This window comes from Schlesneria paludicola DSM 18645 (genome assembly GCF_000255655.1).
In the GTDB taxonomy this organism is placed as follows: Bacteria; Planctomycetota; Planctomycetia; order Planctomycetales; family Planctomycetaceae; genus Schlesneria; species Schlesneria paludicola.
The window spans coordinates 503,303-517,242 of sequence record NZ_JH636435.1 but is presented as its reverse complement, the minus strand read 5'-3'; the positions used below and the strand labels follow the sequence as shown (position 1 = coordinate 517,242).

General features: G+C 56.3%; 3 protein-coding genes. 2 read left to right on the top strand and 1 reads right to left on the bottom strand.

All coding sequences use genetic code 11. The features are described from left to right. Positions 1-301 precede the first annotated feature (301 nt). Complete coding sequence (locus tag OSO_RS0119585; RefSeq protein WP_050986236.1) at positions 302-3,058, top strand: M16 family metallopeptidase; 2,757 nt, start codon at positions 302-304, stop codon at positions 3,056-3,058. Between the two features lie 226 nt (positions 3,059-3,284). Then, entirely contained in the window at positions 3,285-7,604 is a 4,320-nt protein-coding gene (locus OSO_RS0119580; protein WP_157605349.1) for a BamB-related PQQ repeat family beta-propellar protein, read from the top strand. A gap of 26 nt (positions 7,605-7,630) precedes the next feature. Here OSO_RS0119580 and OSO_RS50860 read toward each other — a convergent pair whose 3' ends face one another. Then, positions 7,631-13,516: a DUF6797 domain-containing protein gene (locus OSO_RS50860; protein WP_010584870.1), complete on the bottom strand. Its 5,886-nt coding sequence runs from the start codon at positions 13,514-13,516 to the stop codon at positions 7,631-7,633. Between the last annotated feature and the right edge of the window lie 424 nt (positions 13,517-13,940).

Below are 13,940 nucleotides of genomic sequence, written 5' to 3'. Positions count from 1 at the left end.
GGGACAATCGAAGGGACTCGTTTCCTTCAGTTCGACAGGTTGCTACGATTCTTATCGAGGCTGTGAAGACGTTCCGTCGTTGGCCAACCGTGACACGGTCTGCGGCAAAAGAATGTTGATTATGCTCGTGTGCGTGCGGGATGATGCTTCCCTGGGGGCATTTTCCAGAAGTGCCTCTCGATCGTCGTCAGCGAAGGGAACACGCAGTTTTGAGTCGACCCAATGGAATCTCGGCACGGCGACCTTGAATACAACTGGGTGTCTGGCATTTGTGAAACGGTTCCAGGAGGAGAACTTCTCGATGTTAATGCGTCTTGTCGCGGGAGCGTTGGCGATCTCGTCAGCAATCCTAGGTTTCACACTTCATGGAGCAGAAGCGCCAAAAGTTATGAAGATCACGACCATCGAAGGAATTAGTGAGCATCGCCTTGAAAACGGAATGAAGGTGTTGCTCTTCCCCGATCCGTCAAAACCAACCGTCACCGTCAATCTGACTGTCTTCGTAGGATCGCGACATGAGGGTTATGGTGAAGCGGGGATGGCACACCTGCTTGAGCATATGCTGTTCAAAGGAACGCCGGATCATCCGTCGGTGCCGAAGTTATTGCAGGCCCGGGGAGCCGAATTTAACGGAACGACGTGGCTGGATCGCACGAACTATTACGAGACGTTGCCTGCGAATGACGACAATCTGGAGTTCGCGATCCGTCTTGAAGCGGATCGGATGACGAACAGCTACGTCAAAGGTGAAGATCTCGCGTCGGAAATGACGGTTGTTCGGAACGAGTTCGAGCGTGGCGAGAACAATCCGCATTCGATTCTGAGCCAGCGGATCATGAGCGCCGCTTTCAATTGGCACAACTACGGACAGTCGACGATCGGAAATCGAGCCGACATCGAGAAGGTTCCCGTCGAAAATCTGAAAGCGTTCTACAAACGATACTATCAGCCCGACAATGCGATGGTGATTATCGCAGGGCGATTTGAAGAGCCGAAAGCGTTAGAACTGGTTGGGAAGTACTTCGGCGCGATTCCGAAGCCGGAGCGGATTCTGACCCCGACATACACGGAAGAGCCGGCTCAAGACGGCGAACGCACCGTCGCGCTGCGGCGTGTCGGTGAAGTGAGCGTGGTCGGGGCCCTGTATCACATTCCTTCAGGCGGTCATCCGGATTTTGCCCCGATCGATGTGCTTGAGTCCGTGCTGACCATGACCCCGTCCGGCCGGTTGTACAAGGCGCTGGTCGAACAGAAGAAGGCGTCGAGTGTTTCGGGGGCCGCCTATGCGTTGCATGACCCGGGTGTGCTGAGGTTCATGGCAGAAGTGGCGACGGGAAATTCACCCGAAGCGGTGCTCGACGGATTGCTGGATTCGTTGCAATCGGTCATCGATCAAGGCGTCAAAGACGAGGAAGTGGAACGAGCCAAGCAGCGACTGCTGAAGCAGCGTGAGCAAGAAGCGTCGAATTCCGCGCAGTTGGCCGTTCATCTCAGCGAATGGGCCGCCCAGGGGGATTGGCGCCTGTACTTCATCTATCGTGATCGGCTTGAGCAGGTCACTGCCAAGGATGTCAGCCGCGTCGCGCGGGCGTATTTGCAGCCCAGTAACCGTACGATCGGGATTTATTATCCCACGAAAGAAGCTCAGCGAACTCCAATTCCTGCCACGCCGAATCTGGACGAGATGATTGGCGACTACAAGGGGCGTAGTGATACGGCGGTCGGTGAAGCGTTTGATGTCGATCCTCGGAAGATCGAAGGACGTACCACCCGCAAGATGATTGAAGGGGTCAAAGTGGCCCTGCTTCCGAAGAAGACGCGCGGCAACACCGTCGTCTTGCGATTGAATCTGTGCTATGGCGACGAAAAGACCCTCTTCGGGATGTCAAAAGCGACATCCTTCCTTCCTTTCCTGATGACGAAGGGAACGAAACAGCTGACGCGGCAGCAGTTGCAGGATCAACTTGACAAGAATCTGGCGTCGCTTGGTACGACCAGTTCTGCAGGTGACGCCACCTTCGTGATCCAGACCAAACGCGATAACTTGGTCGCGGTCATCGACTTGTTGCGGCAAGTGTTGCGAGAACCTGTCTTTCCGGCCTCTGAACTGGAGATCCTGAAACGAGGTCATCGTTCCGACTTGGAACAGGGATCGACTGATCCACAGCAATTGGCGCTGAAAGCCGTTCGGCGTGCGCTGAACCCTTATCCCATCGGCGACGTGCGGTATTACCCGACCAGCGAAGAAGAAATCCGACAAACGGATGAAGTGGATATCGCGACGCTGAAGAAACTGTATTCAGATTTCGTCGGCGCTCAGGCTGGGCAATTGACGATCGTTGGTGACTTTGACGAGGAACCGACCGTTCAGGCTCTCACCAGCATGCTGCGTGGTTGGAAGGCGAAACAACCGTACGAGCGAATTCCCCGGAACGTCACTCCCGATATCAAAGCCGATCTGATTCAAATTGCCACTCCGGACAAGGCAAACGCCTTTTACTTTTCGGGTGGTGTGATTCCGATGCGCGATGATGATCCCGACTATCCGGCCTTGGTGATTGGGAACTACATCTTCGGTGCGGGGGCACTGTCGTCGCGATTGGGTGACCGAATTCGACAAAAGGAAGGCCTGTCGTATGGTGTCGGTTCGTCGATGGTCGCCAGTTCGCTCGACACCCGCGCGACGCTGACAATGTATGCAATTTATAATCCTGCCAACTTGGAAAAGATCGTCGATGGAATCAGCGAGGAACTTGACCGATTCCTGAATGGTGGCGTGACCCAGAAAGAATTGGATGATGCTCGCCGTGGCTTCCTGCAGGGGCAGGAAGTGATGCGAACGGAAGATTCCAAGCTGGCTCAGGTTCTCGAATCGACGCTCGTCGCGGATCGCACAATGGATTACTACGTGAAAATGGAACAGCGAATTGCGGAGTTGACTCCAGAGAAAATTCGAGACACGTTCCGAAAGCACATTGATCCGAAGAAGATTTTGACCGCAGTCGCTGGGGATTGGGCGGCTGCAAAGAAGGCCGCGGAATCGACGGAAAAAAAATGACCGGATGATTTGTTGAAAGCGAAGTCATTTGCCGCCGTTCGATGTGGGTGAGACCGTGTCGAACGGCGGCGGCATTTTCTTGTCCGTCGAAACACGGATGGGGGCACTTTGGCGGTATGATGTCGCGGTGCCGTCAAGCTGTCGTGGGGCCAGGTATCTCGATGGCGACAGACTGTTGTCCATCCGCCGAGGCCATCTCAGGCGAAACTCGCAAGTCGGACTCCGAATGACCGACCAAGACCTGCTTCGATTGTTGCAAGAAAAGTCCGCAACAGAGCTGACCCCAGACGAGGTCTCGAGCGTGAGATCGCGGTGGAGGGATTCGGCGGAGTTCCGTCTGGCGTGCGGCCGATTGCCTGATCTGGTTGCGAAATTGAACTTGGGCAACGTTCTCGGAGCGGACCACGAACTGCGCGGGTCGCCGATGGCGGTCGTGCCCTCGTCACATCAGGCTCGCGCTGGTGCAGTCCGATCTCGAATGTTCGTGTCCGTCATCGGTATCGTGGCCGGGATCGGCCTGACGATCTGGTTTTGGATGTTCGCACCTGCAATCGTTCGTGTTGGTCACGTGTTATCGACGAAATCTGTTCACGACGACGTCTCCGCTCCCCCCGAAACGGCGGATCGTCCGAACGCCGCGGATCGTGTCACTGGCGTGGAAGAAAACGAGGACACGCGATCTGCCTTGATGTTGCAATCCGATAGCGAAACGATGCCCGCCGATTCGACTCGTTTGCGATCAGGCACGGTGAGCGGCCCGTGGACGGCATCGTTGGCGGAGGATGCATCTGTTTGGAGTCCAGACAGCAGTCGATGGACTGCGGACTATCAGCGATCCGGTCACGACGAGCTTGCCGAATCGGTTGCCAAACTGTGGCTGGAATCGGTTGAGCCCGATTCATTTGGATTGTCGACGGAGCTGATTGGCAAGCCCGCTCATCGAATCACTCGATTTCAGGGGCTTGGCAAACTTCGAGCCCCTTGGCCGGGCGATGCCGTGTTGCGAATGACACCATTTGATGTGTCTGACCTGACCCTGTTGTTTTGGACTGGTAAGACCGGACTGGCATTTCGATTCTTCCCGCACTGCGAGCCGCCATTGTGGGCGGCGTATCAGATTGTGAGAAATGATGCATCGCCCCGTCCTTCGCGTTGGGCGTTGGTGACGACAGACAGCGGCGCGTACGCGCGTTCGACGCCAGGAACATTTGATATTCGACACCAGGATCAGAGCCTTGTGCTGGCGCGCGGAGGACTGATTTTGATGTCCGGCCCGCTCACGATTCCACCAATCGAGGTTTACGTTTCGGGGCAGTTTCGGTTACGTGGGCTCACAATGCATCGGAGCGATCCATTGCCGATGCACGATGACACGGATCAAAGACGAATCGTTGACGGAAACGCGGCGGGTCTTTCCTGGGCCAGCGTGCCGGTTGGATCCGGCCACCTCGTATCAGAGGACGATGGCTCGGTGTCATTAGTTGTCGAGCGTGGTCCCGTAGAGGCGATCACAAGCGTACCATTCAAGCACCTGCCTGGACTTGAAGACGCGGCGTTGTCCGGAAGGCTCAGTGAGATCAGTGCGCGAATGCTGTCTGCTGACGGGGGAACCGGCTTCTTTCTGGGGGATCGCGATGGGCGACCGATTTACCAATGGGAGTTCAGGAAGGGGCTTGCAAATGAAGGTCTCGTACTGAGCCCGCGCAGCGAGAGTCAGGACGCGCGTCAGACGGACCATGACTCTCGTCATGGTCCAAAATCAATGTTGGTACAGCCGATTTGGTTAAAGTGGATTCTCGGACTGGATCAGATCCACGTCTCGATCAGCGGTGATGGGCGACATTGGGGGGCCATTGCAGAGGAGTATTCCGACCGTCCGGCCGACGAGATCGCGACGTTCGGGCTGTTTGGCTCATCCAGCGATGACGCGGCCACGATTCGAGTCAACCATCTGTGCGGGCGCGAACTGTCGGGTTTAACAGAGCTGTTTCCACGCGAATTGCTGAACCGAGTGGTCGTCACTCCTGCAGACGGTCCGATCGACGTTTCCGTTTGGAAGCAACGTGTGCTTGATCAACAGCCGGACGATGTGGATTCGACGGAGTGGTTCATTGCCAACGCCGTCGCATTTGTGGCCCGGCGGCCCACCGATGAGGTCGGCAGGGAAGTCTTTGAGCAGTTGCTTAGTGTCGCGATCGATTCCAAATTGAGTTTCGTCCGAAAATACAAATTGCTGCATGAGGCCTCGATGCTGTGCGACGCAACCAACAATTCTACCGCCATGAGAATGGCGCAGAGGTATGCTGAACTTGGCCGACAAATTGTGGAAGCGGATGGATCTGCCGCAAGTTTTCAAATCCGCCAAGCCGTGTTGCGTGGCCCGGCCTGGACGAAGAACCCTTTTCAGCCTGTCTGCGATCAACTGCAGTCACATGAGATTCTTTGCGCGGTTTATGGGCAGGACTGGGATACTGCCTGGACGTCGGCACGCGCGGCTTCGTTCTGGAGCACGTTGCCCCAGCCGGATGTGCATTCGAGTGAACGCGGGGTGGAACTCAATCGCCACGCCCGATGGGCGGAATCGCTCGTGGCAGAGTACGCTCCGCAGCTCGACGATGGGGCTGCGAACATCCTGTCACCGAGCTTGCGGCACCCGTTGGTTTTGAGTGTCAACAAGGCCGCCTATAGCGCTCGGGCCGAGATCCAGGCGGCACTTTCCAGCTCGAACTTTGACGAGGCCTGTCGCATCGCCACCACGACAATGCCGGACGACGACCAGGTTCTATTGCCTGACGCCAGCGATTCGGCGTGGTTCGTGTCGTTTGGGGCGCTTCAGAAAATGCGGCTGGATGAACTTCCCGAATTCCGCACAGCGATGGCGGAACGCTATCAAGAGTTGGGATCGATTCGGTTGCGCGCGGCCACGAATCAGAACGACCTTGTCGCCGTTGCTCGAATTACACAGCAGTTCCTGGGAACCGATGCCGCACGTGACGCCAGCGTTTGGCTTGGTGATCGAGATCTGGCGAGCGGCCAGTGTGAATCGGCCATTCAACGTTATCTGGATGCACAACAGAGTCGCGAAGGGAATGGGCACGATGTCGTCGCACCTCGATTGATCCTTGCGCGAACGCTCGCTGGTCAATCGTCCGACACACAGGCGTCTGCGGCATTGGTGGAACTGAAAGATGCGTCTGTCGCATTGAATTCCGCGACGCTGCCCAAAACGGCATTTGAAGCATTGATTCGAGACCTTGGTGATCAGCGCGCGAGACGTCACCTTGTGGATCATGAAGAACGCTCGGATCAGTTGCCACTTGAAGTGCGTCCCTATGCATTGGTTTTTCGCGCCCGTATGGACGGTGACTTCGGAACTGATCCGGGACGCTGGGAGTTTCGAATCAACGATGCCATCGGAAGGCAACTCGCGGCAACCTCCGACGGTCGTCGTTTTTATGTGAGCAATCGATTTCAAATCACGTGCTATTCAAAAGATGACGCCGAGACAATCTGGTCGTGCGGTTTGGGTGGCGAACAGGCGGACAGTCATCTGCTGCCGTTCATTCCAATGAAACCGCTGGTGACCGAGCATCATCTGTTCGTTCGCCGATTGACCAAGGCGGGACCAGAGCTAGTTTGTATTGGGTTGGCGCAGGGGAATATTGTGTGGCGGCAACGACCGTCATTGGGTGTCCTTGCTGATCCCGTCATCTGGAATGGCAGATTGTTTACGGTCACTGCGACGAAAGGTGACGACGATTTGGTTCACGTCGCGGCAACGTGGTTTGACGATTCCACGGGAGCGGTCACTGAGAGACGCGAGTTGATGACCCTGCGCGAACCAGTAGAGCGATGGTACGCCGCACAATTGAAATTCAATGATCGGTTGGCCATTTGTACCGTGGCGGGAACGACCGCGTGCTTCGATTGGAAAGGCGAAATGAAATGGTTGCGACGTCATCTGACTTTGCGAAGGCCCGTCGATGAATTGGCGGATGATTTTCGTGTCCATGCACCGATCGTGAATGGACAGTGCGTGATCGTCGCGCTTCCTGGCGTTCGCGAGGTTTGCTGTTTCGATCTTCAAAATGGACGCACGGTTTGGAGTCGCCCCATCGCTGATGTTCGCGGAATCCTTGGCGCGAGTGACAGCCGGATTGTGGTCGACACGCCTCGAGGACTGTTGTCCCTCTCGCGGGAGTCCGGGGCGCCCGTCTGGTTTGTCCCGATCGCCCACCGCATGGAGATGTTCTGGTTGAATGGTACGACGTGCGCCGTGGCGCATCGCGTCGATGCCGGAGGATCGCGATCAATGCCAGTCATGACGTGGTTGAATGTGGAGACCGGGGCAAGGCTCGGACAATCCCCTATTCATGGAGATTTGTCCGAAGAACTTTTGTCAGGGCCACTGTTTGCGAGCAGTGGCAAGTTCTTTACCTTTGCCGGTCGTTCCTCGAAGGATGCCAAACGGGAACTTTACGAACTGCTGCCGATCCACGGCGATCCGTCTGTTCACACTCACCAGGGTTCAACGAAGCCCCAGTGACTGTGGCTGACGATCGTTTAAAGAAGTCAGTCTTCTGACTGAATTGACCAAAGGAACTGCTTGATCGCCTCGAACTGCTTCTTGGCGTCTCCTTGGTCGATATGCCGTGCGGCAGTGGTTTTTAGGTCCGGCGCGAACCTCGGCATTCTTGAACCAACGTCATAACGCGGTGGATCAAGTAACTGTCGCAGCACAAACTCGGGCCGCACGCGTTCATGCGTCATGGCAAAGTTGATGCCCAACGCGATCTGGGTCGCGACGTCTCCTTGAGGGCGTTCCTTACCGACGCCATGGCACTGACGGCAGTCGAGTCCCCCGTCACGAAGAGTCAATCGACGTCCTGTTTCGATTCGATCGGGATCAAGATTGGTCGGCACAGGTTCGGCGAAGTCGACTCCATGTTCACTTGCCATCGCATGGGCGATCAGATCGGCATAGACCGGGAAGCTCGGCATGCGCGCTTTGATCCATGGCCGCGTCTTTTGTCTCAGTTCACCCTTGATCTGAGCGGCAATCCAGGGCCCCTGCAATTTTTCGCCGACCCAGGTCAATTGAGGAACCGTTTCTGGCATTTTTCCGGAACCTTCTTCGGCGACAATTTCCGGCCAGGCGGCTGATGATTCATCGCGGGCATGACAGGCCACGCATCGCAATGATACGAACAAGTCACGTGTCGATAGCTCGCTTGATCGCGTGGCCGTTCCGGCTTTGTTGTCCGATTTCGATGCGTCACGTGGTGACTTCACATAGGCGAGGAGTGCGTCTCGCTCGGCATTGGTCAGTGAGTAGTGGGGGATCTTTCCCGATGACGTTGACGCTTCGGACAGACACCCCATGGAGCCAGCGCCTTTGAACGGTGAGCGTACGTCGGCGGTCGCAAGTTGTCCTGTCTCTGATGCCTGGTGGCATCGATCGCAACGAAGTTCGGCGAATCGCTTTTTACCTCGCTCCGCGTCACCTGGATTGGCCGGTTGAATTGTCTCGATGACGCCTTTTGCAGTCGCGGTGAGGTGTGCTGCGAGTGACTGAGACTCTTCCGAAGTGAGATGGAAGTTTGGCATGTGGCCTCCCACATGATGTTGCTGCGGCGCGCGCAGGAATTGTTCAAGCTGACCCGGCTGATACTTGTGATTGATGAATTGCAACGACATACGATGCCAGTCCGGATTGTCTTCGGCAGGTGTGAACGTGTGGCAGGCAATACAACCCAAGCGTTCGAAGCGTTGTTCACCCGTGAGAACCGCACTATTCGAGTCAGAGGGGGCGGCTGGCGATGATTCGTTCGAGCGTTCTGTGGTGCGCAACGAGCTGAGATACGCGACCAGATCGGCAACTGCCGCATCATCGTGTTCCGCGATCAACGCGGGCATCGTTGCCCCAGGGCGAACATGCCCTGGATTGCGTAACCAGGCCGCTAACCATTCCGGTGTGACTCTTGTCCCGATACCGATGAGTGATGGAGCTTGCCGCAGCCGCTCGACGTCCGCGGCCGTCTGCACGAACGCGGATGCGGATGCGGAATCGAGATGGCACTGAGCGCACTTGAGTCTTGCAAACAGCAACTCGCCAGAAGCTGCCGTCGCGATTACCCTCGGTGTTTCCTCAGTTGTTCGTTCGTGAAATAGAAGGGTGGCCGGAATCGATTCGCGCGGGAAGCGATCCGACTCCCACATCAGCCGAAAGTGAGGCTGTGATGTGGAGCACGAATGCTGGATCGCGATGGGGGTCATTCCCTTTCGCAGCCTCACGGTAACGGCTTGGTCGCCGAGCGGGTAAGTCTTTCCCAGCAGACGCAATTCTGCATGGCCCGCGACACTGGCAAGGAAGCGATAGTCGCCCGTCGCTGGAACTTTCAAATAGCCTTCTGCCTGGATGACCTGATTCGGCTGATTGGGAGTCAGGTCCGACCACGCGACCATACGGCGCTGGAGCGTTGACTTCAGAAATGGTGCCGTCACACGGATGCCTGGGGCGAGCCGTGACAAGAGTTCTGCTCGTTCAATGTCTTGTCGCGAACGATGCAGCTTTTCTTCAGGCATCGTCTCGTCCGACACTCCGTTTAATGTCAAGTAAGCCGTTTGCTCGAGCGGCGCGCCGTCTGCGGAATGAAACGAATAGGTGATGCCCATTTGATCCACCGGCTTCAGGTCCGGGAGCTCGAGGAATACGGTGCGATGATCATCCAGCAATGTGACTGATTTCGGCTCGACGGGATCGCGTCCCACTTGGCCGGGGGCCGACGGCTTGAGGTCGGGAGACCCATATTCCGCGGACCAGTGGATATTCCATGCTTCCAACTGGTAGTTGTCGATATCGGTCACGTCTTCGGCTTTCAGTGGCCGCGAGAACGTGAGCGCGATGCCATTTCGATACGTTTTCATTGCAATAAGTGCATCGACGGGCTGATTCTGGTAGCGAACGCGTTGGAAGCAGCCATCGTTGACGGCACTGGTCACCCAGCCTTTAAGTCCTGTCAAATAGAGGTGGCCATCGTGGTGATTAAAACGACCGCGATGAATGCCTGAGCCAAAGGACAGCGGCAAGTCGGTTGTCACCCCGTTCATGGTGATTTGCGGGGATCGATGGAGTGCGAGGCGCGACGTCACTGTTCCATCTGGTTCCAGGTCATAAGGCAGTGGCTCCCGAGCGAGGATCATGAGCTTACACTGTCCATAGGACAGGTGCAGAAGCTGGCCCCCCAAGGGGCCCCAATGATTCGCCGGGACCCAGACTTGTCCACCACCGCTATTGTCGGCCAGACGCGGAAACCAGCAGAATGGATGTTCGAAATCCGTTGGTGGCGTTGGCTTGTGATGCGACATCATCCCGCCGTAAAAGCCACCTTGCCGCACCGCGAACACCGCCGAGGCCGGCGTCCATTCGCCTTCTTGTGGCGCGACGGTGATCTCATCATTCGGACCGATCCCGATTCCGTTTGAGTTTCGAAATCCGGTCGCGTACACCGACAGCTTCGTTCCGTCTGGTGATACCTGCAACAGACTGCCATCGTGCGGAGTCGCGGAATTGCAGTTGCCCTTGATGTAGTAGAAGTTTCCTGCGCGATCTGTTTCGAGGCAGGTGACGTATTCGTGTCCGTTCAACGAGACGTAGGCGTCGTTATTAAAGTTTTCGTAGAAGTCGGCCTCACCGTCGCCATTAATGTCATGCAGCCGCGAAATCTGATCGCGTCCAACGACATAGAGATCGAATTGCTTGGAGGTTGAACGATCGCTGTTCTGACGTGGGACAAGCTTCACGCCGAGCGGCTGGAATAGGCCTGTGGCAAATCGGCGCCAGGTGATCTTCTGCAAAGTGTCATCGATCCCGTCAACCAGCCAGACATCGCCATGCAACGTACAAACAAAGGCGCGTCCATCGGGCAAGAAATCGTGCCCGCCGCAAAACATGAGTGCTTTAAATCGATTCTCAAATGGAAGTGTGATCGTATCGATGGTCAGAGCGGCCGGACTGCTGGAGACCTCCCCTTGCGTCACGAGCGGCTCACCCCAAATGGTGGAGCCAGGCTTCAGGAGTTGAGACAAATCTTCAGGCTTCGGAGATTCGCTTGCCAGCCTGTTAAATGCAGCGTCGTTTGCACCTGCGGCGGCGAAGAGCAATTTGAACGTGATTGGTTTCGCGTGTGCCGGTACGACAACAATCTGTGAATTAGCTGGCCCTGGACGAAGTGATGCAACCTCGTGGTCGGCAATGAGCCGGATGCGCGCGCCCGCTTCTGCGACGAGCAGCGACAATGGCGTTGAGGACGGCCCCACTTGAATGGTACGGCTGAGGGCCGATGCACCGTGATTTTCTTCCAGCCAAGGTGATTCCAGGATCTCGGTGGGTAATCCGGACGTTATCGATCCAATCGCGAACTTCAGCGTGACGCGATTGGCATGACGATAAAGCCCTTCGTAGTGCGCTTCTTCTTTGGGCAAACCCCCGTATTCGCTTGATTCTCGGAATTTCGAGAACTCGTCGGTTCGTGTCCATCCGCCGAGGCGCGGCGTCGTGAAGGCAACATCGCCGGCGACTTGCGGGGGGACAATAATCCCAAAGCGGGCGGGGTCAAACTTGAGAAATCCTGTCCAGCCTGCCGATGCCCGAATCAATTCGGTGTCGTAGCAGATGGACGCCGTTCGGTTCTCGCCAACACGGACAACGACGCCCTTGTAGACGGTTCCACCGGCACCCGTAATCGAGCCGCTAAAGAACGGCCCAGTATCCATCTGCCCAAGCCGATCATCGCGCGAGTCTGCTTCTGTCCAGCGAAAGCCTAACGCGTCTTCACCCCAGTGCCCTTCGATTTTCGGACGCCCCGCCGAAGCGTCAGCGGACGTCACGTTCATGCTAATCAACGCGGGGCTGAGCTTGAGCGCATCGTCGAATTGCTTCTGATTGACGAGTTCGTCGAGGTGCCAGAGTCCCAGCGTGGACTCGTCGACTGTATAGACCTTTTCCATGACAGCCGTCGGTGGACGAATACCGCGTGAGATTCGCACTTCATCGACGAGTCCTGTGCATCCGATCTGCTGATCCACCAGACTTGCAATGGCGAGATTGCCGTTGATTGTTTTCATTTCCGTCCGCTGGTGCTTCTGGTCTGCGACCAGATGTCCATCGGCATAGAGTCGAACACGATCGACTTCAAGGATCATCGCGACATGGTGCCACTTGCCATCGCAGATGGGCGTGGTGGTGTGACAATGCTCGGGAGCGAAGCCAGGTGTGTAGGACGTCAAGCGGCCTGATCCGGCCATTGAGAACAACTCCCAGTGCGTTCCCGACGATTTGAGTTCGTTGGAGACGAGGATGTTGTATGGGGCGGACTCCGTCAGCTTTGTCCAGCACTCGATCGTCAGGGGAAATTGATGAAAATCGTCGCGGCCAGCGATATACGCCCCGCCCGCTTTTCCATCCAGGGCTTTGCCAAACTTGCCATCAACGACATGGGTCAGATTTGCTCTTGGTTGAACAGCCGCCGCATTCTGTCCGGCGGGAACCGGAGTGCGCATTTTCGGCTTGGGGCCCGCTGCGACGCCCTGGAGTTGTGGCAGCAGCCAGTCAAGTCCATCGAGATTGTCGTGCAGCCGTTCCTCGGCGTCGTCGTCGGTATGGCCGAGAATGCCGATGGGGCCCTCAAAGCCGCTGCTCTTGATGGTCTTCAGCAGTGCAAGGTCAAAGTCGCCTTGTCCAAGTTGAAGAATCTTCTGGCCTTGTCGGTCGCCCGCCTTGACCATTCCATTCAAGTTGAGAGTGAGGAGGTACGGCTGCATTTTCTTGAGCAGTTCTGGAAATCGCTCAAGATGATCGTGTCCGTGGTGCAGATTGTAGACGATGCCGACGTTGGGCAGCTTCAGTTCCTGGATGATGGCAATCTGATTTTCGGGTTCTCCGAACCAGCCACCGTGGTTGTAAAGTGCCACCTTGCATCCGACGGCGGCCGCGGCTTCGGCAATCGGACGGATGCGAGCTGCTTCGGCCTTTACTCGCTGCTGTTGCTCTGGTTCTGACTTGGTGGGTTCACCGCCACCCGTAACCCAAAGCTGCGGGGTCACGTGATGCTTTTTGAAGACCGCCAGCGTCATCTTGGCTTCGTCATTGAAAACCGTCGGAAACCACCAGGCGGACAATTCGATATGATGACGTTTAAGAGCGTCGAGTTCGGCGTCGAAGGTCGGAATGTGCTCTGCCCGGTAGTCGTATGCAAACTGGGTGAAGCCGAGTTTTTCGAGCATCGCGGCGCGTTCTTCGGGACCGCGTTTCTTGGAATCAAAGGGAACGATGCACCAGGCAACGAGGTTCTTCCTGGCGAAGAGTCCGTTCGCATCAGCATCAGCGGCAAACAGTCGTGAATGCGAGTTCAAAACCAGACAGATGGCCAATAACCCAATCCAAGCGCGCTTCATCATTGTCGAAAGGCTCCCTGATACAAAATCTGTTTCCGGCGGAATCGTACCGTCCTGAATGCGATCCGCCAAAGCTGAAGCGATTGTTCCCTTTAAAGTCAGGCGTGATCACTTTTGCAGGTCCGTCGGGACGCCGACGATCTGAGTCTTGTTTTAACTCACCGGCGTTGCCGAATTGGGTTCGCAATTTTAGAATTCTGGCATTGAAAGTGCTTACTGCCCTGCGAGACTGTGTGATCTGATGTCGCACAGGGGCGATGGTCGCGATTTGATGGCGATTCTCTCTCGAAACGCATGTTCGGTCTTCCTACGACTCCCAAACCCAGTGAGCTTGGGGCGTGTATTGTGAGGGTGTTAAGGGTTTCGTCTCATCACACAATAATTGGGGGACGTGTTTCGTTCGCAATGCCGTTGGCTCCAGAGTTCC